Annotated in this window: 34 protein-coding genes; 28 read left to right on the top strand and 6 right to left on the bottom strand. The window is 45.7% G+C overall.

Annotated elements, in window-relative coordinates; all coding sequences use genetic code 11:
* Positions 1-718: 718 nt before the first annotated feature.
* From rplC to MAE_RS24935, 20 genes are all read left to right on the top strand, one after another.
* Positions 719-1,357 carry a 50S ribosomal protein L3 gene (gene rplC, locus MAE_RS25030; protein ID WP_012267968.1) on the top strand — a complete coding sequence of 213 codons (639 nt, stop codon included), beginning with the start codon at positions 719-721 and terminating at the stop codon, positions 1,355-1,357.
* A gap of 20 nt (positions 1,358-1,377) precedes the next feature.
* A complete protein-coding gene (rplD, locus tag MAE_RS25025) occupies positions 1,378-2,010 on the top strand; it encodes a 50S ribosomal protein L4 (protein ID WP_002732765.1) in 633 nt (210 codons plus the stop codon).
* The gene (locus MAE_RS25020; RefSeq protein ID WP_012267967.1) at positions 2,000-2,305 is read left to right on the top strand and encodes a 50S ribosomal protein L23; all 306 of its coding nucleotides are present in this window, start codon (positions 2,000-2,002) and stop codon (positions 2,303-2,305) included. Before rplD ends, MAE_RS25020 begins: the two co-directional genes overlap by 11 nt.
* Positions 2,306-2,338: 33 nt before the next feature.
* Positions 2,339-3,172, top strand: a complete 834-nt coding sequence (rplB, locus tag MAE_RS25015; RefSeq protein WP_002796427.1) for a 50S ribosomal protein L2 — start codon at positions 2,339-2,341, stop codon at positions 3,170-3,172.
* A gap of 30 nt (positions 3,173-3,202) precedes the next feature.
* Positions 3,203-3,484, top strand: a complete 282-nt coding sequence (rpsS, locus tag MAE_RS25010; RefSeq protein ID WP_002753908.1) for a 30S ribosomal protein S19 — start codon at positions 3,203-3,205, stop codon at positions 3,482-3,484.
* A gap of 132 nt (positions 3,485-3,616) precedes the next feature.
* Positions 3,617-3,976 (top strand): 50S ribosomal protein L22, encoded by a 360-nt coding sequence (rplV, locus tag MAE_RS25005; RefSeq protein WP_002796426.1) that lies wholly within the window; start codon positions 3,617-3,619, stop codon positions 3,974-3,976.
* A gap of 23 nt (positions 3,977-3,999) precedes the next feature.
* Positions 4,000-4,728: a 30S ribosomal protein S3 gene (gene rpsC / locus MAE_RS25000; RefSeq protein ID WP_002796425.1), complete on the top strand. Its 729-nt coding sequence runs from the start codon at positions 4,000-4,002 to the stop codon at positions 4,726-4,728.
* 30 nt (positions 4,729-4,758) lie between these two features.
* Positions 4,759-5,178, top strand: a complete 420-nt coding sequence (rplP, locus tag MAE_RS24995; RefSeq protein ID WP_002734310.1) for a 50S ribosomal protein L16 — start codon at positions 4,759-4,761, stop codon at positions 5,176-5,178.
* On the top strand, positions 5,178-5,396 hold the full coding sequence (rpmC, locus tag MAE_RS24990; protein ID WP_012267966.1) for a 50S ribosomal protein L29: 219 nt from the start codon (positions 5,178-5,180) through the stop codon (positions 5,394-5,396). The genes rplP and rpmC overlap by 1 nt, the downstream gene beginning before the upstream one ends.
* A gap of 6 nt (positions 5,397-5,402) precedes the next feature.
* The gene (gene rpsQ / locus MAE_RS24985; protein WP_002734070.1) at positions 5,403-5,645 is read left to right on the top strand and encodes a 30S ribosomal protein S17; all 243 of its coding nucleotides are present in this window, start codon (positions 5,403-5,405) and stop codon (positions 5,643-5,645) included.
* A gap of 20 nt (positions 5,646-5,665) precedes the next feature.
* A complete protein-coding gene (gene rplN, locus MAE_RS24980) occupies positions 5,666-6,034 on the top strand; it encodes a 50S ribosomal protein L14 (protein ID WP_002732358.1) in 369 nt (122 codons plus the stop codon).
* 39 nt (positions 6,035-6,073) lie between these two features.
* Entirely contained in the window at positions 6,074-6,427 is a 354-nt protein-coding gene (gene rplX / locus MAE_RS24975) for a 50S ribosomal protein L24 (protein WP_012267965.1), read from the top strand.
* A gap of 54 nt (positions 6,428-6,481) precedes the next feature.
* Positions 6,482-7,021 (top strand): 50S ribosomal protein L5, encoded by a 540-nt coding sequence (rplE, locus tag MAE_RS24970; RefSeq protein ID WP_002787866.1) that lies wholly within the window; start codon positions 6,482-6,484, stop codon positions 7,019-7,021.
* A 249-nt stretch (positions 7,022-7,270) separates the two neighbouring features.
* On the top strand, positions 7,271-7,672 hold the full coding sequence (gene rpsH, locus MAE_RS24965) for a 30S ribosomal protein S8 (RefSeq protein WP_002734721.1): 402 nt from the start codon (positions 7,271-7,273) through the stop codon (positions 7,670-7,672).
* A 104-nt stretch (positions 7,673-7,776) separates the two neighbouring features.
* Positions 7,777-8,346 (top strand): 50S ribosomal protein L6, encoded by a 570-nt coding sequence (rplF, locus tag MAE_RS24960; RefSeq protein WP_002796422.1) that lies wholly within the window; start codon positions 7,777-7,779, stop codon positions 8,344-8,346.
* A gap of 3 nt (positions 8,347-8,349) precedes the next feature.
* The gene (gene rplR, locus MAE_RS24955; RefSeq protein WP_002753900.1) at positions 8,350-8,712 is read left to right on the top strand and encodes a 50S ribosomal protein L18; all 363 of its coding nucleotides are present in this window, start codon (positions 8,350-8,352) and stop codon (positions 8,710-8,712) included.
* Positions 8,713-8,738: 26 nt separating this feature from the next.
* Positions 8,739-9,260 carry a 30S ribosomal protein S5 gene (rpsE, locus tag MAE_RS24950; RefSeq protein WP_002733669.1) on the top strand — a complete coding sequence of 174 codons (522 nt, stop codon included), beginning with the start codon at positions 8,739-8,741 and terminating at the stop codon, positions 9,258-9,260.
* Positions 9,261-9,270: 10 nt separating this feature from the next.
* On the top strand, positions 9,271-9,714 hold the full coding sequence (gene rplO / locus MAE_RS24945; RefSeq protein WP_002780095.1) for a 50S ribosomal protein L15: 444 nt from the start codon (positions 9,271-9,273) through the stop codon (positions 9,712-9,714).
* A 365-nt stretch (positions 9,715-10,079) separates the two neighbouring features.
* Complete coding sequence (gene secY, locus MAE_RS24940) at positions 10,080-11,399, top strand: preprotein translocase subunit SecY (RefSeq protein ID WP_002796420.1); 1,320 nt, start codon at positions 10,080-10,082, stop codon at positions 11,397-11,399.
* Between the two features lie 70 nt (positions 11,400-11,469).
* Positions 11,470-12,036 (top strand): adenylate kinase, encoded by a 567-nt coding sequence (locus MAE_RS24935; protein ID WP_012267964.1) that lies wholly within the window; start codon positions 11,470-11,472, stop codon positions 12,034-12,036.
* A 637-nt stretch (positions 12,037-12,673) separates the two neighbouring features.
* On the opposite strand, the gene MAE_RS24930 is transcribed toward MAE_RS24935, so the two are convergent.
* A complete protein-coding gene (locus MAE_RS24930; RefSeq protein WP_012267961.1) occupies positions 12,674-14,908 on the bottom strand; it encodes a DNA methyltransferase in 2,235 nt (744 codons plus the stop codon).
* A gap of 812 nt (positions 14,909-15,720) precedes the next feature.
* Between MAE_RS24930 and MAE_RS24925 the strand changes: the two genes are divergently transcribed.
* From MAE_RS24925 to MAE_RS24915, 3 genes are all read left to right on the top strand, one after another.
* Positions 15,721-16,407 carry an ATP-dependent Clp protease proteolytic subunit gene (locus MAE_RS24925; RefSeq protein WP_002746650.1) on the top strand — a complete coding sequence of 229 codons (687 nt, stop codon included), beginning with the start codon at positions 15,721-15,723 and terminating at the stop codon, positions 16,405-16,407.
* 35 nt (positions 16,408-16,442) lie between these two features.
* Positions 16,443-17,042 (top strand): ATP-dependent Clp protease proteolytic subunit, encoded by a 600-nt coding sequence (locus MAE_RS24920; protein WP_002734165.1) that lies wholly within the window; start codon positions 16,443-16,445, stop codon positions 17,040-17,042.
* Positions 17,043-17,146: 104 nt separating this feature from the next.
* On the top strand, positions 17,147-17,551 hold the full coding sequence (locus MAE_RS24915; RefSeq protein WP_002762845.1) for a DUF1622 domain-containing protein: 405 nt from the start codon (positions 17,147-17,149) through the stop codon (positions 17,549-17,551).
* A 92-nt stretch (positions 17,552-17,643) separates the two neighbouring features.
* On the opposite strand, the gene MAE_RS24910 is transcribed toward MAE_RS24915, so the two are convergent.
* The 3 genes from MAE_RS24910 to MAE_RS24900 form a co-directional block, all read right to left on the bottom strand.
* Entirely contained in the window at positions 17,644-18,324 is a 681-nt protein-coding gene (locus tag MAE_RS24910; protein ID WP_002796415.1) for a response regulator transcription factor, read from the bottom strand.
* Positions 18,325-18,628: 304 nt separating this feature from the next.
* Complete coding sequence (locus tag MAE_RS24905) at positions 18,629-19,084, bottom strand: (2Fe-2S) ferredoxin domain-containing protein (protein WP_012267959.1); 456 nt, start codon at positions 19,082-19,084, stop codon at positions 18,629-18,631.
* A 55-nt stretch (positions 19,085-19,139) separates the two neighbouring features.
* A complete protein-coding gene (locus tag MAE_RS24900; protein ID WP_002762842.1) occupies positions 19,140-19,442 on the bottom strand; it encodes a hypothetical protein in 303 nt (100 codons plus the stop codon).
* A 115-nt stretch (positions 19,443-19,557) separates the two neighbouring features.
* Between MAE_RS24900 and MAE_RS24895 the strand changes: the two genes are divergently transcribed.
* The 3 genes from MAE_RS24895 to MAE_RS24885 all read left to right on the top strand — a co-directional run bounded on the left by MAE_RS24895 (position 19,558) and on the right by MAE_RS24885 (position 21,786).
* Entirely contained in the window at positions 19,558-19,959 is a 402-nt protein-coding gene (locus MAE_RS24895) for an Npun_F0494 family protein (RefSeq protein WP_012267958.1), read from the top strand.
* A gap of 102 nt (positions 19,960-20,061) precedes the next feature.
* Positions 20,062-21,537 carry a cobyric acid synthase CobQ gene (cobQ, locus tag MAE_RS24890; protein ID WP_012267957.1) on the top strand — a complete coding sequence of 492 codons (1,476 nt, stop codon included), beginning with the start codon at positions 20,062-20,064 and terminating at the stop codon, positions 21,535-21,537.
* 9 nt (positions 21,538-21,546) lie between these two features.
* The gene (locus MAE_RS24885; RefSeq protein ID WP_002775208.1) at positions 21,547-21,786 is read left to right on the top strand and encodes a 2Fe-2S iron-sulfur cluster-binding protein; all 240 of its coding nucleotides are present in this window, start codon (positions 21,547-21,549) and stop codon (positions 21,784-21,786) included.
* A 14-nt stretch (positions 21,787-21,800) separates the two neighbouring features.
* Here the strand turns inward: MAE_RS24885 and MAE_RS24880 are convergent, their stop codons facing one another.
* Complete coding sequence (locus MAE_RS24880) at positions 21,801-22,505, bottom strand: cytochrome b/b6 domain-containing protein (RefSeq protein WP_002796411.1); 705 nt, start codon at positions 22,503-22,505, stop codon at positions 21,801-21,803.
* A 44-nt stretch (positions 22,506-22,549) separates the two neighbouring features.
* Between MAE_RS24880 and MAE_RS24875 the strand changes: the two genes are divergently transcribed.
* Positions 22,550-23,290, top strand: a complete 741-nt coding sequence (locus MAE_RS24875) for a TIGR00297 family protein (RefSeq protein WP_012267956.1) — start codon at positions 22,550-22,552, stop codon at positions 23,288-23,290.
* Positions 23,291-23,326: 36 nt separating this feature from the next.
* Positions 23,327-24,382 (top strand): amino acid ABC transporter substrate-binding protein, encoded by a 1,056-nt coding sequence (locus MAE_RS24870; RefSeq protein ID WP_002796409.1) that lies wholly within the window; start codon positions 23,327-23,329, stop codon positions 24,380-24,382.
* A 2-nt stretch (positions 24,383-24,384) separates the two neighbouring features.
* Here the strand turns inward: MAE_RS24870 and MAE_RS24865 are convergent, their stop codons facing one another.
* On the bottom strand, positions 24,385-25,272 hold the full coding sequence (locus MAE_RS24865) for a lipid kinase (RefSeq protein ID WP_041804392.1): 888 nt from the start codon (positions 25,270-25,272) through the stop codon (positions 24,385-24,387).
* Between the last annotated feature and the right edge of the window lie 151 nt (positions 25,273-25,423).

Raw genomic sequence — 25,423 nt, 5'->3', positions numbered from 1 at the left:
GTAGGGGCCACCGAGAACAGGCTTCTGTAAGGTCGCGAAAGTCTGAGGAGAGAACCACCTCTGGGTGGGATTTCGCCAGGAATCTAATTCAAGTGGACTCGTTGAGCCAGAAATTCACAGCAGTGATGCGAGAAGAATCCACGTCCGTTTACGGCGTGGGGTATGTCAACATCAATAAGTGTAACCTAATTTGGTATCGACCACCGACGACTGATTCCCCAAAAGGAAAACTTTGTACCTCACCATTAATATAACTACTATAATTGAATCTATTGGCTCGGTCTGCCCCCATCGCTGCTGAAGACCGCCGAATGGTACAAATAATTTGACCAGACTAGACCTGATCATTTCCGGTGACTAAAAAAACCTCTTGCCTAAAAAGTCACAAATATTATATAATGTTTGATCGTGGCCAAAATCGGTGTTAGGTGGTGCTGAAGGCACTGCTGAGCAGAACCGCCTTGGTCGCTCGGTCTTCGCCGGGATACTGAAGATAAACCCTTTAAGTCCTGAAGAAACAAAGACCAGCAACAATCTAGGCAGAACCAGCAACCCTGTCTAGTCTTACTTACGAATTTAACGGGATGCCAGCTTAAATAACTCGAAAAAAGTCATTCAAGTTGGGCAGGCTGATAAAGTGGGAAAAATCTTTCCCGCTCCTATAGCCACGGCCACGTTATTTTTGATTGTCGTCTAGTAAAGATAAAGAGAACAATCCGTGTCTATCGGTATCCTCGGTACAAAACTGGGCATGACCCAAATCTTCGACAACAAAACGGGAGTCGCCATTCCCGTCACCGTCGTTCAAGCAGGTCCTTGTCCCGTCACCCAAGTCAAAACTAAAAAAACCGACGGTTATGAATCCATCCAAGTGGGATACAAAACCGTCAAAGAAAAAGCCCTCAACAAACCGCTGCTCGGTCATTTAGCCAAAGCCGGTGTCTCCCCCCTGCGGCATTTAATCGAATACCGTCTTGAGGACGCATCCGCTTACACTTTAGGCCAAGAAATTACCGCCGACATCTTCCAAGAAGGCGATTTGGTAGATGTGGCTGGAACCACCATCGGACGGGGGTTCTCCGGCTATCAAAAACGCCATAACTTCAAGCGCGGTAACATGACCCACGGTTCCAAAAACCACCGTCTCCCCGGTTCCACCGGCGCCGGTACTACCCCCGGCCGCGTCTTCCCGGGTAAGAGAATGGCTGGACAATACGGATCAACCCAAGTGACCATCCGCAAATTGTCCGTGGTCAAAATCGATAGCGAACGCAACCTGATCCTGATCAAAGGAGCCGTCCCGGGCAAACCAGGAACCCTGTTAAACATCACCCCCGCCAAGAAATTTGGTAAATAGGGCAAGGAAAGATTAAAGCCATGGTTAACTACACAGTCAAAAATTGGCAAGGGGAAGAAGCGGGAACAGGCACCCTGGAACTGAAAACCGCTAAACCCGAAACCGCCAAACACCTAATTCACCGCGTCGTCGTCAGCCATCTAGCGGCGGCCCGCCAAGGTAACGCCTCCAGCAAAACCCGCTCGGAAGTGCGCGGCGGTGGTCGCAAACCCTGGCGGCAAAAAGGCACCGGTCGCGCCCGGGCCGGTTCGATCCGTTCTCCCCTCTGGCGTGGTGGCGGTGTCATCTTCGGACCAAAACCGAGAGATTTTGAGGTTAAGGTCAATCGCAAAGAGAAAAGATTAGCCCTGAGAACCGCTTTGATCAGCCAGGCCGATAACTTTATCGTGGTTGAAAGCTTCGCCGAACAATTCTCCCAACCCAAAACCAAGGAACTCACCGCTGCCTTAAGTCGCTGGGGAGCCAGTCCAGAGGAAAAAATTCTGCTGATTTTGACGGAAATTCCCGAAAATGTCTATTTATCGGGACGTAATATCTGCAATCTCAAAATTATTCGCGCCGATAGTCTCAACGTCTATGATGTCATCCTAGCCGATCGAGTTATCGCCACCGCCGCAGCCCTAGCTAAAATTGAGGAGGTCTATGGTGCTTAAAACTGAAGCCAGACAACTCGCCGATCTGATCCTAAAGCCGATCGTGACCGAGAAAGCCACCCTACTCCTAGAACAAAATAAATACGTCTTCGATGTCGCATTGAAAGCGACTAAGCCGGAAATTCAAGCGGCGATCGAACTGCTGTTTGACGTGAAAGTAACGAAAGTGAACACCAGCCGCCCCTCTCGTCAGAAAAAACGCGTCGGCCGTTTCCTCGGTTACAAACCCCAATACAAACGTGCGATCGTGACCCTAGCAGCAGGCGACTCGATCACCCTCTATCCTGACGTATAACCACCAAGAAACCCGATAACGGAAAACTAAACTATGGGTATTCGCTCTTTTAGACCTTTAACCCCCGGGACAAGGCAGGCGGCCATCTCCGACTTTAAAGAGATCACCAAAACCGAACCGGAAAAGTCCCTAACTCATCACAAACACAGTAAACAGGGGCGTAATAATCGCGGTGTCGTTACCAGTCGTCACCGGGGCGGCGGTCATAAACGCCTCTACCGGATTATCGATTTTCGTCGCGATAAACGGGATATTCCGGCCAAAGTAGCGGCGATCGAGTACGATCCTAACCGTAACGCCCGCATTGCCCTGCTTTTCTACAAAGACGGGGAAAAACGCTACATCATCGCCCCCGCCGGTTTAGGCGTTGGTGATACCGTCATCGCCGGAGAAAACGCTCCCTTCGAGGTCGGTAATGCCCTGCCCTTAAGTCGCATCCCCCTAGGGACAGAAGTTCATAACATCGAACTCGTCCCCGGTCGCGGTGGTCAAATGGTGCGGGCTGCCGGTGGTTTCGCCCAAGTGGTAGCCAAAGAAGGCGATTACGTTACCATCCGCCTCCCCTCCAAAGAAGTCCGCATGATCCGGCGTGAATGCTACGCCACCATCGGAAAAGTCGGTAACGCCGAAGCGAGAAATATCAGTCTCGGTAAAGCCGGCCGTACCCGTCACCGCGGTCAACGACCTCATGTTCGGGGTAGCGTCATGAACCCAGTGGATCACCCGCACGGAGGTGGAGAGGGTCGCGCTCCGATCGGACGTTCCGGCCCGATGACTCCCTGGGGTAAACCCGCCCTCGGCCGCAAAACTCGCAACAAGAAAAAACGCAGTAGCGATCTCATCGTACGCCGTCGTACCCAGGGTTAGAAATTATTACTTTACTTTTGACTGAAAATTATGGGTCGTTCACTGAAAAAGGGGCCATTTGTCGCCGGCCACCTGATGGAAAAAATCGAAAAACTCAACGCCCAGGGCAGTAAACAAGTGATTAAAACTTGGTCCCGGGCCTCGACAATCATTCCCGATATGGTCGGTCACACGATCGCCGTTCACAACGGCAAACAGCACGTTCCCGTCTACGTTTCCGAGCAGATGGTCGGTCATAAACTCGGTGAATTCGCTCCCACCCGCACCTTCCGCGGCCACGCCAAGAGCGACAAAAAAGCAGGACGGAAATAAATCAGCCGCTACTCCCTCAGTCGTCAGCTAGATAGTCGTGATCATAAACCAGCAAGACTGATAACCGATAACTGATCACTGATCACTGATGACTGATGACTGATAACTGATAACTGATAACTGATAACTGAAATGACCATCGATACCTCTAACGAAGTCAAAGCGATCGCCCGCTATATTCGGATGTCACCCCTGAAAGTCAGACGGGTACTCGATCAGATCCGCGGTCGCTCCTATCGGGAAGCCCTAATTATTCTCGAATTCATGCCCTACCGGGCCTGTGATCCCATCCTGAAAGTCCTGCGTTCCGCCGTTGCCAACGCCGAACATAACGAAGGACTCGATCCCGCCACTTTGGTAGTTAGCCAAGCCTTTGCCGATGGCGGACCGACCCTAAAACGTTTTCGACCCCGGGCCCAGGGGCGCGCCTACCAAATTCGCAAACCCACCTGTCATATCACCGTCGCCGTCGCTCCTAGCAACAAAGACTAATCACCTTAACTAAAAAAACCACAATGGGACAAAAAATCCATCCCCTCGGTTTTCGTCTCGGCGTTATCAAAGATCATAAATCTTGCTGGTATGCCGACGCGAAACGTTACCCCGAACTACTGCAAGAAGATCGCCGCATTCGTCAGTACGTCGAAAAAAACCTTGCTAATGCCGGTATCGCCGATATTCGCATCGAACGCAAGGCCGATCAAGTAGATATCTCCATCCATACCGCCCGACCCGGTGTCGTCGTCGGTCGTGGTGGCACGGGAATCGAACAGCTGCGCCTAGGTTTACAAAAAGCCCTCGGTGGCCAGCGTCAAATTCGCATTAACGTCATCGAAGTGGCTCGCGTTGATGCCGATGCCAACCTGATCGCCGAATACATCGCCCAACAACTAGAAAGACGGGTTTCCTTCCGTCGTGTTGTCCGCCAGGCCATCCAACGGGCGCAGAGGGCCGAAGTCAAAGGGATCAAAATTCAAGTTAGCGGTCGTCTCAACGGGGCGGAAATCGCTCGGACTGAATGGGTGCGGGAAGGACGAGTTCCCCTGCATACCCTGCGCGCCGATATTGATTACTCCTATAAAACCGCCAGCACCATCTACGGGATTCTAGGCGTGAAAGTTTGGATCTTTAAGGGCGAAATTATCCCCGGCCAAGAAGAAATTGCCGCCGCCGTTCCCGCTCAAGCACCGCGCCGTCAACAGCGTCGCCGTCAACAGTTTGAAGATCGCTCTAGTGAGGGCTGATCCCTAATATTTATCAGTGGTAAATAGCTCATGTTAAGTCCCAAAAGAACAAAATTCCGCAAACAACAGCGCGGACGGATGCGCGGGCTGGCCACCGGCGGAAATACGATTAATTTCGGCGATTTCGCCCTGCAAGCCACCGAACCCTGTTGGATTACTTCCCGTCAAATCGAAGCGGCCAGACGGGCAATGACTCGTTATATTCGTCGGGGTGGCAAAATCTGGATTCGCGTTTTTCCCGATAAACCCGTGACCCAACGGGCCGCAGAAACTCGGATGGGTTCCGGGAAAGGTTCCCCCGAATTCTGGGTGGCCGTGGTTAAACCGGGGTTCATTATGTTTGAGATTGCTGGGGTAGCCGAACCCGTGGCCCGGGAAGCAATGCGCCTAGCCGCCCAAAAATTACCGATTAAGACCAAATTTATCACTCGCGAGGAGGATTTTGTCTAATGGCTCTACCAAAAATCGCCGAAGTGAGGAAGATGAGCGATGAGGAAATCGCCGCTGCTATCCTCGCTGCCAAAAAGAAACTGTTTGAATTGCGTTTGCAACAGGCCACCCGCCGCTTGGAAAAAACCCACGAATTCAAACACACCCGCCACCGTCTTGGCCAATTATTGACCGTAGAACGGGAGCGCCAACTAGCCCAGTCCACCCCGGAGGCATAACCCACTATGGCAGTTAAAGAAAGAGTTGGGGTAGTAGTCAGCGACAAAATGGATAAAACCGTAGTGGTAGCCATTGAAAACCGCTCTCCTCACCCTAAATACGGCAAAATCGTCGTGAAAACCCAGAAATTTAAAGCTCACGACGCAGAAAATCAAGCCAAACAAGGCGATCGAGTTCGCATTCGTGAAACCCGCCCCCTCAGTAAAACCAAACGTTGGGAAGTGGCGGAAATATTAACCGATAGTTAAATTTCACCTAGGTAAAAACCGTGATTCAACAACAAACCTACTTAAATGTCGCTGACAATAGCGGGGCGCGGAAACTAATGTGTCTGCGGGTGCTGGGAACAGGTAACTGTACCTACGGTGGCATCGGTGACAAAATTATCGCCGTGGTTAAGGACGCTATCCCCAATATGCCCGTGAAAAAATCCGATGTGGTCACTGCGGTGATTGTGCGGACCCGTCAAACCGTCCGTCGCGATAGTGGCATGAGCATCCGTTTTGATGATAACGCCGCCGTGATTATTAATAATGACGGTAATCCCAAAGGTACTAGGGTTTTTGGTCCGGTCGCCCGGGAATTGCGCGATAAAAACTACACCAAAATTGTTTCCTTAGCCCCAGAAGTTCTCTGATCAAAGTCAAAAGTCTCAAGGCAATCGGAGGTCAAAAAAATGAGTAAGAAAAACAGTCAAACCTCACCCCAAAGGCAAAAAATGCACGTTAAAAAAGGGGATGTTGTGCAAGTAATCGCCGGTTCCGATAAGGGCAAAGTGGGCGAAATTTTACGGGCCTTACCCCAAGAAAGTACCGTGGTGGTCAAAGGAGTTAATATCCGCACCAAACATACTAAACCCCAACAGGAAGGGGAATCGGGTCAAATTGTTACCTACGAAGCACCGATTCACAGTTCCAAAGTGATGCTTTATTCCGAGAAGAAAAAAATCGCCAGTCGGGTGGGTTATACCTTGACCGAAGACGGTCGGAAAGTGCGGATACTGAAGAAAACTGGCGAAATTATTGATTAGTTTCCCATCAATTCTAGTTCCTGACCAAGCCCAGGAAAAGCAAGCAGAAAAACTATGAGCCAAAAACTAAAAACCACCTATCAAGAAACCATTGTTCCGAAACTGAAAGAACAATTTGGTTATACCAATATCCATCAAGTACCTAAAGTTATCAAAATTACTGTTAACCGCGGTCTTGGGGAAGCTTCACAAAATGCCAAAGCTTTGGAGTCTTCCAAGGCGGAACTGTCCACCATCACCGGACAACAACCGGTAGTGACTAGAGCTAAAAAAGCGATCGCTGGCTTCAAAATTCGCGAAGGAATGCCCGTGGGTGTGATGGTGACATTGCGCGGCGATCGAATGTACGCTTTTTTAGATCGTCTGATTAATCTGGCCTTACCACGTATTCGCGACTTTCGCGGTATCAGTGGTAACAGTTTTGATGGTCGTGGTAACTACAGTTTAGGCATTCGTGAACAGTTGATCTTCCCTGAAATTGAATACGACAAAATCGATCAAATTCGCGGGATGGACATCTCAATCATCACCACCGCTAAAAACGACGAAGAAGGACGCGCCCTCCTCAAAGAGATGGGAATGCCCTTTAGATAAATCAATCAGGAGAAAAGTAAACAGTGACCAGTAAATAAGTGATCAGTGAACAGTAAACAGTGAACAGTGAACAGTAAACAGTGATTCAGTCAAAAGACAGCAGGAAACTGCTATTTAATACTACTCACTTAATACTCAAATCTGATACTGATAACTGATAACTGATAACTGACCACTGATAACTGATAACTGATAACTGATAACTGACCACTGATGTTGATCCCAATTTAGGAGAAAAACAGGTAATTCATGTCTGCTAACGATACCATCTCGGATATGCTGACCCGCATCCGTAACGCTTGCGCGGTTCGGCAGACCACTACTCAAATTCCCACCACGCGGATGACGCGCAGTATTGCTCAAGTTCTCAAGGACGAAGGCTTTATTGCTGACTTTGAGGAAGTGGGTGAGGGGATTAAATCTCAATTAGTTCTTTCCCTCAAATATAAAGGCAAAAACCGTCAACCGATCATTACTACCCTCACCAGAGTCAGTAAACCCGGTTTACGAGTTTATTCCAACAGTAAAGACTTACCGCGCGTCCTCGGTGGCATTGGCATCGCCATTGTTTCCACCTCTAAAGGCATTATGACCGATCGCGAAGCGCGTAAACAAAACGTTGGCGGCGAAGTCCTTTGCTACATCTGGTAAACAAGGATAAGCTATCAGCCGTCAGCCTTTCCCAGTTTAAACCCGATAGCTGACCCACTGATAACTCTTCCCTGATAACTGATAACTGATAACTGATAACTGTTATGTCTCGTATTGGCAAACGCCCGATTCCTATTCCCAATAAAGTCACCGTCGATATCGATGGTGCTACCGTGACGGTGAAAGGACCCAAAGGAACTCTCCAGAGAACCCTACCCACCGCCGTCGCCATCAATAAAGATGGCGAAACTCTGCTCGTTACCCGTCAAGACGATTCCCGTACCGCCAGAGAACGCCACGGACTCTGTAGAACTCTAGTAGCTAACATGGTGGAAGGAGTCGCTACCGGCTTTCAAAAACGCCTCGATATCCAAGGGGTGGGCTACCGCGCCCAGGCGCAGGGTAGTAAATTAGTTCTTAATGTTGGTTACAGTAAACCCGTGGAAATGGAGATGCCCGATGGTGTTTCCGTCGCCGTAGAGAACAGCACCCAAGTTATCGTCAGTGGCATCGACAAAGAAGCCGTCGGTAACACCGCCGCTAAAATCCGCGAAGTTCGTCCCCCCGAACCTTATAAAGGAAAAGGGATTCGCTATCTTGGTGAAGTTGTCCGTCGCAAAGTTGGTAAAGCTGGCGGTAAAGGCGCTAAAGGCGGTAAAGGAGGTAAAAAATAAACCATGAAACTTAGTCGCAAAGAATCAGTCCGTCGTCGTCACCAGCGTGTGCGTCGCAAAATTAATGGCACTGCTGAACGGCCGCGTTTATCCGTATTTCGTTCTAATAACCACATCTACGCCCAAATTATCGACGACGTGGCCCAACATACCCTCGCGGCCGCTTCTACCCTAGAGGCCACCTTGCGCGGGGAATTAGAGTCCACCGCTACCCAAGAAGCCTCGGCTGCCGTGGGTAAACTGGTGGCCCAACGGGCCCTAGACAAAGGCATTGAACAAGTGGTTTTTGATCGCGGTGGCAATCTCTATCACGGTCGCGTCAAAGCCTTAGCAGAAGCGGCTCGGTCAGCCGGCTTAAACTTCTAAAATATCCTTTCAACACTGATAAAACTATGGCAAAACGTCGCAAAGGCAACCGCGAAAAAGAAAAAGAAACCACTTGGCAAGAGCGGGTCATCCAGATCCGCCGGGTTAGTAAAGTGGTTAAGGGTGGTAAAAAACTCAGCTTCCGGGCCATCGTCGTGGTCGGTAATGAAAACGGCCAGGTGGGAGTGGGAGTCGGCAAAGCAGGGGATGTGATCGGGGCCGTCCGTAAAGGCGTGGCCGATGGCAAAAAACAACTAATTGAAGTCTCCTTAACTAAGGCTAGTTCTATCACTCACCTCACCCGGGGTGCTTCCGGAGGCGCTCAAGTGATTATGCGTCCGGCTGCTCCGGGGACTGGGGTTATTGCCGGGGGTGCTGTCCGTACCGTTTTAGAATTAGCCGGGGTGAAAAATATCCTCGCTAAACAACTCGGTAGCGATAACCCCCTCAATAACGCTAGAGCCGCTGTTAACGCCCTGGAAACTCTCCGCACTTTCTCGGAAGTTGCTAAGGATCGAGGCGTATCTATAGAACATTTGTACACATAGAGAAATCACCATGAAACTCCACGAAATCGCCCCCCAACCGGGGTCCACTAAACGCCGTCGTCGTGTGGGACGGGGTGTCTCGGCCGGCCAGGGCGCTAGTTGCGGTCTGGGAATGCGCGGACAAAAATCTCGCTCTGGGACGGGGACTCGTCCCGGTTTTGAGGGGGGACAAATGCCCCTCTATCGTCGGGTTCCCAAATTAAAGCATTTTCCTTTGGTTAACCCCCGTCAATACACGATCGTTAATCTGAGAAAATTGGCTTCTTTACCCGCTAATACGGAAGTTACCCTGGAAAGTCTGCTAAAAGCTAAAATTCTCACCAGCAACGACGGCCCTTTAAAAGTTTTGGGTGATGGTGAAATTACCGTTCCCCTCAAGGTGAAGGCCGCTGCTTTTAGCAATAGTGCTAAAGAGAAAATTACCGCCGCTCAAGGTACTTGGGAAGAAATTTAACGGAGGCGGTCGGCAGAAGGCGGTCGGCAGAAGGCAGGAGACAGGAGACAGGAGATAAAAGGCAAAAGACAAAAGGCAAAAGACAAAAGGCAAAAGGCAAAAGGCAAAAGGCAAAAGGTAAAGGGCAGCTTTGTTCTCCCCACACCCTACACCCTACACCCTACACCCCACACCCCACACCCTACACCCTACACCCCACACCCCACACCCCACACCCCACACCCCACACCCAACCCCTAACACCCAACCCCCAAGACCTGATTGCTATATCATAAGAAAGACAGGGGAAATCTTAAAAAAATCGAGAAAGTTTTCCCCCTCGATTACTTTTTCCCATAAAAAAACTGCACTAGAGGTAACTGTTAATGGTCGTCAGTCGTGATAAGGCTCCCACGGCACAGGAAACGTTTATGCAAATGGCACAGGCGGCCGGTTTACGCGGTCGCTTGTTGGTTACATTGGGTTTACTGATTCTGCTCCGTTTTGGGATGTTTGTACCGATACCCGGTTTGGATCGGGCAAGATTAGCAGAAATTATTCAAGGTAACGCCGCTTTGGGAATCCTTGACCTGTTTACCGGGGGAGGATTATCGACTTTGGGGATTTTTGCCCTCGGCATTCTTCCCTATATCAACGCCTCAATTATCGTGCAACTGCTCACCGCTGCCCTTCCTTCTTTGGAAGATTTACAGAAAAATGAAGGAGAAGCAGGACGGCGAAAAATTGCCCAAATTACCCGTTATATTGCCTTTGGTTGGGCAATTATTCAAAGTATCGGCATTACTCTCGGTTTATTGGTGGCTAACGGCGTTGTGGCTGGAACTTTACCCTCGATCGCCGCTACGGTTCTCGCTTTAGTGGCGGGTTCTATGTTCGTGATGTGGATTTCGGAACTGATCACAGAACGCGGTCTGGGAAATGGAGCATCTTTGCTGATTTTTGTCAACATTGTCGCTGTTTTACCGAAAACCCTCGGTGATACGATTACTTTTGCCCAACAGGGTGGCCGACAAGCGATCGCTCAAGTGGTGATTCTCTTGCTGGTTTTCTTGGTGATGATTATCGGCATTGTTTTTGTTCAGGAGGGAACCCGTCGGATTCCGATTGTTTCTGCCCGTCGTCAGGTGGGTCGTCGTCTCTATCGGGAAAGAACCAGTTATCTACCCCTACGACTCAATCAAGGGGGCGTTATGCCGATTATTTTCGCCTCGGCAGTGTTGGTGTTACCTTTCCAATTGGTGCAAGCTTTACCCACGGATAACCCGGTCGGTCAGGTTTTAGTTCAGTTGGTTAATGCTCTGCGTCCCGATAGTTGGGGTTATGTGGCTTTTTATAGCTTACTAATTCTCGGTTTTAGTTTCTTCTACGCTTCCCTGATCGTTAACCCCAAGGATATGTCCCAAAACCTGAAAAAAATGGGGGCCAGTATTCCGGGGATTCGACCAGGAACCGCTACTACTAATTATCTGGAAGGGGTGCTGAATCGTCTCACCCTTTTGGGCGCTCTCTTTTTAAGTTTGGTGGCTACTGTGCCGACTGTAGTAGAAAGCGCCACCGGTGTCACCACTTTTCGCGGTTTGGGGGCAACTTCCCTGTTAATTCTGGTGGGGGTGGCGATCGATACTGCGAAACAAATTCAAACCTATGTCATGTCTCAACGCTATGAGGACATGATTAAAAAGTAGTTAGATAGTTAACCAGTGACCTTTTACCGGTTACTGGTTATTTTTACCCTTAAAACCCTATATTTAATCCATGAGCAAACGGATCGGTGTGATATTTTTGGGACCGCCCGGATCGGGAAAAGGTACTCAAGCGGCAAAATTAGCGGAATCTCTGACGATTCCCCATATTTCTACCGGTGAAATTTTACGTCAAGCAATTACAGAGAAGACAGAACTTGGTCAACAAGCACAAGCTTATGTGGAAAAGGGCGAATTAGTCCCCGATGAGTTGTTATTAGGTTTAATTCAGGAACGTTTAAAACAGCCTGACAGTGCTAAGGGTTGGATTCTTGATGGGTTTCCCCGCACGGTGGCACAGGCGAGCTTTTTAGACGCATTACTGGAAGAATTGGCCGATAGTTACACATTTGTGGTCAATTTGGCTGTACCAGATACGGTCTTAATTGAGCGTCTCATGCAACGGGGTCGTCAAGATGATACTAAAGAAACGATCTCCCGTCGCCTACAGGTTTATATCGACCAAACTGCCCCCGTTTTAGATTATTACGGTCAAAAAGGCACTCTTAACCATATCGACGGTAATCAACCGATGGACGCGGTTACTGCCGCTCTAACAGCAGTTGTGACTCCTGTTTAAAGTTTCTCTCAGATCATCAGTAATCAGTCATCAGTAATCAGTCATCAGTAATCAGTGATCAGTTATCAGTAATCAGTGATCAGTAGGTTGGGTTGAAGCATGAAACCCAACGCCCGCATGGGTTACGCTACCGCTAACCCATCCTACAAATAATTGTGCCTCCCTACTTATACTAAATCCAGTTATTAAAAACTGATTATTTATTCCCTCTTTTGCCTCTTGCATGAGTGCCTGTCCTGATATGTAGCCTATACTCAACGGATTTAGTATTATAAGTTTTTTATATCAAACAAGCTTTAATAGTTGAGCATATTAAAATTTACACTTCGCAATATTTATCTTTTCTTAAGAATTTATTGAAAATAATTCTCATTTGTTTACGAGGTTGCAATACTTCCAGCGATTATGGTATAATTTCGCAGTATGAAATGATGGGACGTTCTGTGCTTTTTTGGTTTTTTAGCTGTCTGGTGATCCTGAAAACCCTTGCTAAATCTACACTCACCTATTCAGCAACAGCAACAACTGGCAGTTAAAGAGCCTTTTTTAAGCCAACCCGTTGATCAATTAATTGTGTAGTTTTGTTGCAAAAAGAAAGTTTTTTTGACAAAAAGAACAAAGTGTGCTGCCACTGGATTTAAAATAAACTCAATTGTCCTTCTTGTTTTAAGCGCCAGTTATCATCACCAACTCTCTGGGCAATATCTTCGAGGACGCTTAGAATCGTCTGATTTTCGGGAGTTGTGCCATTTTTTAACAGAGGTAATATATTAAAAACAATATCATCGAAACTAGAGCTTTTATTATCTCTTTCCATCCTTCTCAAATAGCTAATCAAATAGTATTTAATTCTCAATTTAACATCGATTTTTGACTTAAACTTACTGTCTTTTTTGATGGTATATAATTCAGTTTTTTCCTCATAATCAAAATTATCTAACAAAATTGGAGTCAAGTCTGAATACTCCTTTGCTAGTAAATCTAAAAACCCTAATTCCAAACCTTTAATAATCAATTCATCGTTAATTTGTTCTAGGGTTGCCCCATCATTTTTAGCAATAATTCCTTCAACAGTTTGCATGACAATCTCGGTTATATCCATGCCTAAGTTAGCTTTCATTACTGCTTTGGGAGTAGGAACTTTCCGAAAATTAATAATTAACTGTCCTGATAAAACTGTAAAGGGATTTTGCCGCTTTTTAAAGCTAGTTTGGCCATTTTTTTGTGGCACTGCTCCCACATATTCAAATCCGCAACTTTCTGCGGTATCTAAAATTAAATGCCAAAACTCAGGATCTTTGTGAGCAAAGACAAAGGATAACCATCGCTCAAATTTCAAAACTCGATACATTTCTCGAATACTTTGGGCAATTAATTGATTATATTCCTGTTTACTTTTTTGGATTGTTCCACCTTCAATAGCTTCTAATTGATAGTCCTTTTCCGTCACTTCTAAATCTAACCAAGCATTCCACATTATTGATAAATCTAAGTAGGGAATTTTCTTTCCGTAGGGAGGATCGGTATAAATATAATCAACGCTTTCATTTTCAATAAAACTTAAGTCTGTCGCTGTTCCTTTAACAATTTTGGCATAGTTGATGGTATTTTTATTAATAAAATACGTCATCTCCTTTTTAGCAGCAACTATCTTTTTAAATCTCAATTCAAAATAGGTAATTAAATCAATATCTTTAGGATTAGGTGCTATGCGATAACGGTAATATTGAAAAGCTGAAGCATTTCCTTGTCCAGATGCAGGTCTTTGATTATTGTTATGATAAGTTAAATTAGCTTTAGTTAATAAGCCAGAAAACATTAACAATAAAGACTCCCTAATATTCTCGTTTAGTTCTTGTTTAATCAAATGTTTTAATAAACTTAGTCGAGCTAATTGTTTGTTACTAAATAACTGTTCAACAGTAGCTACATCAGAACCTTTAGGCAGTTTCAAGCCTTGGGGATAGGGATAGGTATTGAGTGCCTTTGTTATTGCTTCTTTGGTTTGCGGTTCTCGCTCTTGGTAGGCTAATTTAACTCGTTCAAAAGCTTGACTTAAATCATCAAAATCAACGGGACTAATTAAAGAATTAACAAGAAAAATAGCCAGAGGGTTAATATCAATACTAATCGCTTTGCGGTTATTCATTAAAGCTTCAATTGCCGTCACTCCACTACCGCCAAAAGGATCAAGAATGACATCTCCCGGTTGACTAAAGTTTTTAATATATTCTGCCACCACATTCCATGCTTGTTTAGTAAAATATCCATGGACACCAAAATGTCTTTTAGCTTGTTGTTTTTTTACCTCAATTGGTTCTAATAAGGGACGACTTGAGTAGTCAAAAGTTTTGCGACTGATTGGGGAATGGTTTTGATAGGTAAAACTTTTCCCCACTTGAAATCTATCTGGCGCTAAATACTGGGTCAACTCTTGCCAACTATCGGCAATTGCATCAAGAGAAAAATATAAGATAGGTGTACTGGTATCGAGGGTCTTAAATAAACTAAATTCTAGGCCATTACAAAGAGCAAAATAATTACTTCTGATTTCAGGATGACTCGCATAACTATAGACCTGTTCTACTGAATCACCTTCGTAGATATTTTCCGTTGGTTTTTTAGCCTCTAATACCCAAGCATAACTTTGATTAACTTTGAGAACATAGTCAGGAATTAAATTTATCGGACGTTTTTTACTGCCAACCTTTAAAAAGGGATGCCGTAGGGTTTTACTTCTTTCGATATTATTCTCTTGGTAGCCCAAACTTGTTAAAAGAGGCAAAATAATCACTTCTCTAACGCTGTCTTCCTTAAAGTTAGGGTTATTTTTAATTGCCTGAAAATCAATAGCAGAAAAAATATGATTCATGGGTTAGCACTGTTTGTGATAAGTAGGTAGGCGTTAAAAATTATCAGACACCCCCCTTATCAAGGGGGGATTAAAGGGGGGACTAAGGGGGGATCGGCACCCCCCTTATCAAGGGGGGATTAAGGGGGGATCGAACTTAAAATCCATTTTTAATTTAATTATAACCAGCTACTTAGTTTCGATAAATCTTCCTTACTCAGGGGAAAATCAGACCGATTAACTTTGAACACTTACCATTAACCCGCCGTGAAGTTGGGTAAGCTAAGACGCATCTTAACCGCCTATCCTTAGATGAGCTACATCTCCCTCAATCCTTTTACTGTTGCAAGAGTGCAAGAGTGCCTCATCTGAACAAGCAATTTAAATGCGCGGGCAGCTGATGACAGGATTTGACATTTGTTCTGGTGTTGCCCGTTCCGGCGGTTTCTCTAGATAAGGTGGATAGAGTATCTTTGACGATGCCTCAACAATATAAGTTAGTCAGGCTTTCTAAAATATATCGTAATCGAGTAGAAGTCCAGTTTCAACCCGCTTCTAGTCATACAAAATCCGTTGATTATAGGCTACTTATAAGGACAGGCACTCGTGCAACAGGGAATAGGCAAAAGGGGGAATAAATAATCAGTTTTTAATAACCAGATTTAGGATCACCGATGAGAATTCCCATCTCTTGAGAACGGGGAGATGTCAATTTTCTAGCAGTCGATGAGAGATTCTTGGGGACGAACCTAGCTAAAAATACCCCCACGCAATCGGTCAACCCGATTACGTTAAAATCAAAAGCAGGATACTGTGTATGACGGAAAAACTCGATGAACTCAGTGATTAAAGCGGTACAAACTGCCTATTATGGGGATGCAGCCTATCGGACACCACCACCGGACTTAGAATCTCTCCTGCTCAAAGAGAGAATTGTCTATCTGGGGTTGCCCTTATTTTCCTCCGATGATGTCAAGCGCAATGTCGGGGTGGACGTGACGGAATTAATTATCGCTCAACTGCTCTACCTGCAATTTGACGATCCCGAAAAACCGATTTTCTTCTATATCAACTCTACCGGCACATCCTGGTACACGGGGGACGCGATCGGCTACGAAACCGAAGCTTTCGCCATCTGTGACACCCTCAACTACATTAAACCTCCCGTTCATACTATCTGTATCGGACAGGCCATGGGAACTGCAGCGATGATTCTTTCCGCAGGAACCAAGGGTTTTCGCGCCTCCTTACCCCACGCTACCATTGTTCTCAACCAAAATCGCACTGGGGCGCAAGGACAAGCCACCGATATCCAGATTCGCGCCAAAGAAGTAATCGCCAACAAACAGACGATGTTGGAAATTTTCTCGAAAAATACGGGTCAAACCACCGAAAAACTGGCGAAAGATATGGATCGCACCTTCTATCTCACCCCACAACAGGCGAAAGACTACGGATTAATCGATCGCGTTCTCGAAAGTCGCAAGGAACTACCGAAACCCCTCGCCCAAGTTAGTTAAGATTTATTACAAATTAGCAGGAGTTGTTACCAATTATGCCTATCGGTGTGCCAAAAGTTCCCTACCGTCTGCCTGGTAGCCAATACGAACAGTGGATTAGCATTTACAGCCGTCTTTCGGTGGAACGCATTCTTTTTTTGGGGCAGGAAGTCACCGACGGGTTAGCCAATGCCCTTGTGGCCCAAATGCTTTATCTCGACTCGGAAGACCCCACTAAACCCATCTATCTCTATATCAACTCGCCGGGGGGTTCCGTTACCGCCGGTATGGCCATCTACGACACCATGCAGTACATCAAAGCGGAAGTGGTGACTATCTGTGTGGGATTAGCGGCCTCTATGGGGGCATTTTTACTGGCTTCCGGTAGTCCGGGTAAGCGTCTCGCCCTTCCCCATGCGCGGATTATGATTCACCAACCCATGGGCGGAACCGGGCGCCGGCAAGCGACGGATATCGACATTGAAGCTAAGGAAATCCTGCGTATTCGCCAGCAATTAAACGAAATTATGGCTAATCGCACCGGACAAACCATCGAACGCATCGAAAAAGACACGGACCGCGATTATTTCCTCTCCGCCGAGGAAGCTGTCGCCTACGGTTTAATTGATAAGGTGGTGGAGGGAAGACCGGCTTAAGTCAGTCAGAGGTTAGAACAGGCGAGAAACCTGTTCTAACTGCCATTGGACAAACTTCCTTAGATGGTAGGTTGGTTGATCGGATAAGAGGGTATCTGTTGGGTATGGAATTTTTAGCAACTTTAGAAACAGGCTTGATCTCTGCCGTGGCAATCATCAAGTTTTGCCTAGAAAGTATTTCGATCGCTTGTGTGGTGATCGGATTAATTAAAACCCTACAATTAGCTTGGCAGTCTAATCGTCACCGTCGCAGTCTTCCCCCTTTTTCCTTCAATCAAATTCGCATTCGTTTCGGTACTTGGCTATCTTTAGCCCTAGAGTTTCAGTTAGGTGGAGACATCGTGGCTACTACCGTCACACCTACTATAGAAGCCTTGGCACAACTCGCCCTCATCGCTATTATCCGAACTTTCCTCAACTATTTCCTCAGCCAAGAATTGGAAACGGAATTGTCCATGGAAAAAGAGCGATCGCAACTAGCAGCCCAGGACAATCTCAGGGATTTTTAATGCCAAAAAAAGGTGAGTTGACAATCACCTGACCTAACCCCTGATAAGCTGTTGACTATTGAGGGTATGCTAAAAAAGTTTTTCAGCAAGCTCTAGATAGTCAACAGCTTATTACTTTCGATCGCCCACTGGCTCAATTCCGTGCGATTATGAAGACCGGTTTTATGAAGCATATTCGACACATGGCTTTCGATTGTCCGTTGACTAACATTGAGTTTTGCGGCGATTTCCCGATTAGCCAGTCCCTGGGCGACCAATTGTACTACTTTTAATTCCGTTGGGGTTAATTCCACATTACCCTGGACTTGAACAGGGGTGACATCCGGGGAATGGATGCGGGTGCTGCGTTTCAGCAACCGGCCCGCTTGTTTAAGGGAAGACTCCACCCGGGCCACTAATTCTTCCGGTTCAAAGGGTTTGACCATATAGACATCGGCCCCGGTGATTAAACCTGTTATCTTGTCCTGACTTTGACCTTTAGGGGAGAGAAAGATCACGGGAATGCAACTAAAACGACTGTCCTGACGAATTTTTTCGAGGAAAGCATGACCGTCCATTTCTGGCATGATCAGATCACAGATAATCATATCGGGGATTTCTGCTGCTTTGGCAGTATTTGCCCCGCGTTCGAGGATTTCTAGGGCTTCGGGACCGTTTTCTGCGGTTGTCACCCTATAACCACGAAACTCTAGATAATCCTTCACCAAAAGTATTAAATTCGGGTCATCGTCGATTAATAAAAGTTGTTTATTGTCTTTGTTGGTCTCTTTCATCGCTATTTTCTGGGCTACAGGGTTGGGGGAATGGAGACGGACAAAGGATCGACAGGCAAGAGGCAACAGGTAGTTAGGGTTTCCTGAATAAATCTAAAAACCTTATCCAACAAGGTTTTTAGACTTTTTTTCTCTCAAAAAGTGCCGACCATTGGAGTGATTGGGGGGAAAATTCTGAGACTTTTTCCCTAAAAATTAGGTAATTGACTCCCTCAAAATCGGTAAAACCCTACACCCCACACCCCACACCCCACACCCTGCCCCCACGAAAAACTTTTTGCCGCAAACCCTAATTAATTGTGTTTCAGCTAGTTTTAACCCTGTTTTCCTCTATTGTTTCGGGTTCTTCTTCTGGACAGTTCAGAGAAATTGCCGGTAAATCGTGGCGAAGAAAAGCATATTCGGTGACGATTTGATTACCGATTAGGTGTTCTTGGATAATTCTTTCGATCGCTTCCTTGTTTACCCTTCCATACCAGACCCCTTCCGGGTACACTAATAAAATCGGACCCTGGCTACAAACCCGCAAACAGTTGGCTTTAGTGCGAAAAATACAGCCAGGACGGTCGGCGCTAGGGCGATCGAGTTGTAATTCACTTAACCGCTTCTTTAAATAATCCCATACTTCTAACCCTTCTTCCTTGTCACAACATTTTGGCTTAGTCTGATCGCAGCAGAGAAATAGATGACGCTGGATCTGGGCCAGTCCCAACTTAGCCACATTTTCCCCTAAGATATCTCTGGTGTCCGCTTCTTCCATAAATTTTTTTTATCAATTAAACTCTTGACATTGAACAGAAAATGTGCATGACCGACTAAAATTTCGGTTTGAGGATGTAACGATAGATGAGATAAACGATAGCGGCAAGGATTAAAGCGCTTAAAACTGCGCTGACTAGGCGTAAAATCGCCGTTAAAATCGAAAGAGCCACAAAAACCCCCGCCACTGCCACGACTACCTGTGCCGGTGTGGACAGGCTGCCGTACCAAGTTTTCACTTTTTCGAGAGTGGCAGCGAAACTAACCGGGGTAGCAACGGGGGGAAAATCGTCGGTTTCGATTTCCACTTCCACTTCCTCTGGGGTATATTTAGTATCGAACGGTTCGGGAGACTGCATAAACACTCAAGCTACTTAACACTTCATCCCTATTTTATCGGTGATTGGGGTTGACAGGGGTTGACGCAGAATTAATGTAACAATGAGTTTATCCATAGCTAAACGATCGGAATCTATGAGCCTATCGACTGCCACCGTTACCGCCATCAATTATCCTGATGCTACCATCACTAGGGCCGAACGCGCCCTCTGTTGTTCTCCTTTCCGTGTCACCCTATTCGCCGCTATGCTTGAGCGAAGTGTATCACTTTTAAGCATTCCGGGTGCTGGGGGTTTAGAAAAAGGTTATACTTCCAGACTGCTGACGGAAGCGGCAGCGGAAAGCTATCTTCTCTGGTTGATTAAAGTGGGAATTTTGCGGCGCGAAGTAGATGGACAGGGGATAACCGATAGTTTTCGTCTCACTCCTTTAGGGAGGAAATTAATAGAAAAATGGCAACCCCAAGGGGACTTTTTCCCTCAACCCACTTTCTGGCAAAGATTTTTAAATACTCTGCAACGTTGGTTTTCTTTTTAATGCTGTCGGGTGTCAGTTATCAGTTATCAGTTATCAGTTATCAGTTATCAGTTATCAGTTATCAGTTATCAGTTAACTGAAAATACTCAATAAAAAAACTAGATGAAAGCAATTATGGCAGTGGGGACAACCTCCCACGCGGGTAAATCTTTTTTAACTGCGGCTTTATGTCGTTTATTCAACCGGAAAGGCTGGCAGGTAACACCCTTTAAAGGTCAGAATATGGCCCTTAATGCCTATGTTACCGCCGGAGGGGGAGAAATGGGTCACGCCCAGGCGGTGCAAGCATGGGCCGCGGGGACAATTCCCCGGGTAGAAATGAACCCAATTTTATTAAAACCCCAGGGAAATATGACCTCTCAGGTGATTATTAAAGGCAAGGCTGTGGGTGTCACCACGGCAGTGGATTATTATCAGAATTATTTTGAGCAAGGTTGGCAAGCAATTAAAGAATCTTTAGCTAAATTATCGGCAGAATTTGATCTAGTTGTCTGTGAAGGTGCGGGAAGTCCGGCGGAAATAAATCTCAAACATCGCGATTTAACTAATATGCGGGTGGCTAAATATCTCGATGCCGCTACTATTTTAGTGGTGGATATTGATCGCGGGGGGGCTTTTGCTCACGTCGTCGGTACGTTAGAATTATTAGAACCGGAGGAAAGAGCTTTAATTAAAGGTATTGTGATCAATAAATTTCGCGGACAAAAATCCCTCTTAGATTCGGGGATTACTTGGCTAGAAGATTATACAAAAATTCCCGTGTTGGGAGTTCTTCCCTATAGTGATATCTTTTTAAGTGCCGAGGATTCTCTCAGTTTACTCGATCGCCCCGCCCAAAAACCCAAAGCTGAACTAAATATCATTGTCATTCGTCTGCCTCATATCGCTAATTTTACTGATTTTGACCCTCTCTGTGGCGAAGCAACGGTCAATGTACGTTATCTAGAATTACAGGAATCTTTAGGTGATCCCGATGGGGTAATTATCCCCGGCTCTAAAACCACTGTTGCTGATTTAATTGCTCTTAATCAAAGTGGTATGGCTAATCAATTACAAGCCTATCACCAAAGGGGAGGTATTATCTTTGGCATCTGTGGTGGTTTGCAAATGTTAGGGCGATTAATCCTGGATACTGACCATCGAGAAGGTCCCGAAAGTGAGGCAGCTGGCTTAAATTTACTGCCCTTAAAAACGGTAATTACTGCCGAAAAAATTACCCGTCAACGACAAGTTTTATCTAATTATCCCCAAGGGGGTTTACCAGTAATGGGATACGAAATTCACCAGGGAATAAGCCAATGGGAAAGTGAATCAGGTTATCAAAAAATGTTCGAGGAAGATGCTAGTCTGGGAATTGTCAATGATTCTCTCTCAATTTGGGGCTGTTATTTACATGGTATCTTTGATAATGGTTCTTGGCGAAGAACTTGGTTAAATCATCTGCGTCAGCGTCGCGGTTTATTATCTTTGCCTACGGGAATTGCTAACTATTGCGAACAAAGAGAAATAACCCTAGATAATATGGCTAATTTATTGGAAGAACATTTAAATCTTCAACCTATTTTTGCTCATTTGTAAGGAGAAATTATGACTATTGCAGTGCGTTTTTTACCCGATGATATCATCATAGAAGCGGAAACTGGAGAACTATTATTAGATGTAGCCAAAAAAGCAGGAATTGACATTCCTACCGGCTGTTTAATGGGTTCCTGTCACGCTTGCGAGGTAGAATTAGATGATGGTACTCAAATTTGCAGTTGTATTACTGGTATCCCCGGCGATCGAGATTCTTTAACCGTTCATTTATACTCCGATCCGCTCTGGTAGTTGCTCCCTTAGATCTAGTCAAACTTGGGAACAATCCAAGCTGCTATAATAGCCAGTAAAACAACAATTTCTAAAATTTTATATAAGTTAAGAGATTGTAGCCACTGAAAAATCTTAGCTAGACGCAAACTTAACCCCCATTGACGTAATTGAGATAACCATAATTTCGGGCTATCTTGTTCACGAAAACGCCATTTAAGGATAGATAATAATAGGGGAACCCCCCCCACTTTAGCAGTCATGAGCAGGTGCAGGATCAGACATACTGCCATAATTAACCAACTGAGCAAATGGGCATAATACCAAAAGTGATTTAATTCCCCTTCCGGTAGCCATTTGGAATCCATCATCCGACCACTATACAAGGCAAAAGTTAGGGCAAAAAGAGTCAAAGTATTGACTAAACGATGGAGACTATACCACCAAATCGGCTTACCAAATTGGGTTAATTTGTTAAGAGAATCACTTTGAATTAATCTTTTGTTGCCCCGACGAAAAGCATAGATAGCAAAAACGGGAAAGATAATCAGGGTATAGAGGCCAAAAGTGCCATGAATACTTTCAATTTCTTGATATTCTGGTAAGGGCAGTTTTAACCAACGACCGTCAAAAGTATCATAGGTCCAATAGGCCGTAACCATGGCGGCAATGAGGGCAATTCCCGTGAATCCGTGCAGAATTCGCAGTAAAAGAGGTTGATAAGGTTGATTAGTTTTCATGAACTCGATCGATACAATGGGGGATGTAAACTTGCCCAGATACTATGTTAACTAATCCTTGGCTCGTCGCTGTTCTTCTCAATACCGTCCTCCTCGGAATCGCTGCAATTGCCCCAAAAAAGCTCTTAACTCGGATGGGTTATCTCCATGCTTGGGTTTTAGGGGTAATTGTCTGGGGAAGCTTGGGATGGCGCGGTTATCTAATTGTTTTATTCTATTTCCTCGTCGGTTCTACTGTCACCCGCATCGGTTTAGCGCGCAAGGAAGCGGAGGGAATTGCCGAAAAAAGAGCGGGGGTGCGCGGTCCTGAAAATGTCTGGGGTTCCGCTTTAGCGGGGGCAATTTGCGCTATCCTAAGTCTTTTTGCCGCTTCTCCCTGGGATTACCTCTTAATACTCGCTTATGTGGCTAGTTTTAGCACCAAATTAGCCGATACTACTGCCAGTGAGGTGGGCAAAGCTTATGGTAAAACTACTTATCTAATCACTAATTTTAAATCCGTCCCCCGGGGAACAGAAGGGGCTGTTAGTTTAGAGGGAACGCTCGCCGGTTTGCTGGCAGCCACGGCGATTTCCCTGTTAGCATGGGGTATCGGTGCGATCGATCTTCTTGGTGTGTTATGGTGCGTAATTGCGGCATTTATCGCCACCAATATCGAAAGTCTCATCGGTGCTACTCTACAAACTCGCTTTCTGTGGTTAACTAATGAATTGGTCAATGTGATCAATACGGTTATCGGTGCGATCGTAGCTATACTGTTAAGCTTGCTCTGGTCTTTCAGCTAAAGTTAAGTGACTAAAAAAATTTTTCAGAGAATATCTATGCTAAAGTGGCGTTTTTGTGCATTGTCCCTGCTGTTACTGCTAATTACTGCCTGTGGGACGGAAAATCAACCGAATTCTAGTTCTAACACTGCAAATAGTCCCAGTGCTGACCGCTTGCAAACGGTGAAAAATCGCGGTAAGTTAATTTGTGGCATTAACGGAGAAGTGCCGGGGTTTAGCTTTGTTAATGAAAAAGGCGAATATTCGGGCTTAGATGTGCAAATTTGCCGAGCTATTGCGGCTGCTCTCTTTGATGATCCCTCCAAAGTCGAATATCGTAAACTTAGCCCCCAAGAGAGATTTACTGCCGTACAGACGGGAGAAGTGGATATCCTCAGTCGCAACACCACCTGGACGATTAACCGGGATACCGCTCTGGGGATGGAGTTTATCACCCCGGTTTTCTATGATGGTCAAGGAATTATGGCCACGAAAGCCAGTAATGTTAAGAAATTAGAAGATTTGAGCGGAAAGTCCATTTGTGTGCTATCGGGAACCACCACAGAACAAAATCTGGCCGATGCCATGGCAAAAGCGGCAGTGCAAGGTTATAAACCGATCGTTTCCGATGATGTGGAGGCCTTATATACAGCTTATCAGGCGGGGCGTTGTCAGGCTGTCACCTCCGATCGCTCCCAATTGGTGGCCCGGCGCTCGGTTTTTCCCCGACCACAGGATCATCAATTATTAGAAGTGGTAATATCTAAGGAACCCTTGGCCCCGGCCGTGGCCGATGGTGATCCCGCTTGGTCGAATGCCGTCCGCTCGATCGTTTTTAGTTTAATTCAAGGGGAAGAATTCGGGATTAACTCCCAAAATATTGCCACTTTTGCCGACAGCAAAGACCCCAGTATTCGGCGCTTTTTGGGTATCGATGAGAAGTTAGGCGAAGATATGGGTTTACCCAATGATTTTGCCCAAAGAGTCTTAAAACAGGTGGGTAATTACGGTGAAATTTATGATCGTGAAATCGGTAAACCCCTGCAACTCGATCGAGGTTTAAATAATCTTTGGACAAAGGGGGGTTTATTGTATTCTCCTCCTTTTCGTTAATTTTAAAATTGTGTTTCCTGACGGGGAATATAGACTCCTAAGACCGCCGGAATAACTCGAAACATGGCGGGAGTAGTGCTAGTAATTTCGCCATCGGTGTTAATACTATGGGGTTTACGAGTCTGAATTTGAATTTCTTTGCCGTTAAGAGTTCTCACCCAAGATAATAAACCCTGTTGTCCTCGCGGTAATGTCCACAAAAGCGGGAAAATTTGCCACCAGTGTTCAATTTCTAGGCTATATAAATCTAATCTTTGATCGTCGATTTGGGCATCATGAGCGATCGGCATTCCTCCCCCATAATAACGACCATTTCCGATCGCTATTTGTAGGGTTTTAACTTTGATATTTTGGCCATCAATACCGATCATAGCGGTAAAAGGACGAGTTTTACTTAATAACTGTAGGGCTGTCCAAGCGTAGGCCAAAATCCCCAAACGTCGCTTTAAACCCTTGTTCAGTTTTTGGGTAATTTTCACACTTAATCCTAAACTAGCCACGTTGAAAAAGTATTTATTATTTACCCAACCTAGATCGATATATTTTAAATTACCTTCCGCAATAATTCGACAGGCTTCGGCAATAGAATTCGGTATCCCTAAAGTCCGGGCTAAATCATTAGCCGTTCCCAAAGGTATAATGCCTAAAGGCAGTTGAGTTTCTACCAACACATCCACCATAGCATTAAGAGTCCCATCGCCACCACCGACGATAACTAAATCAATATTAGAGCGATATTTTTCCATCAAAAAAGGTATATCTTCTACCTTTTTCAAAGGGACGCTGATAATTTCAAAATCCCAATGATTGAGCAGCTCGACAGTTTGAGCAAAGTTTTCTTTACCCTTGCGCGAGTGACGATTAATTAGTAGTAAAGCTCTTTTAGTCATAGGTAAGTTTCTCAGCAGTGCCGGGATAAAGGTTATGTAATTAGGAGTTGCTGAATAAATGTGAAATATAGACGAGGTAAGGGTTTTAGTGGCTGGTTTTGCGAAACAGGTGCAAGTCCTGTAGGGGCGAAGCATTCGGGCATAAACTATC

It is taken from the genome of Microcystis aeruginosa NIES-843, from assembly GCF_000010625.1.
Lineage (GTDB): Bacteria > Cyanobacteriota > Cyanobacteriia > Cyanobacteriales > Microcystaceae > Microcystis > Microcystis aeruginosa.
The sequence above is the reverse complement of the archived record's forward strand: the minus strand, read 5'-3'. Positions and strand labels throughout refer to the sequence as shown.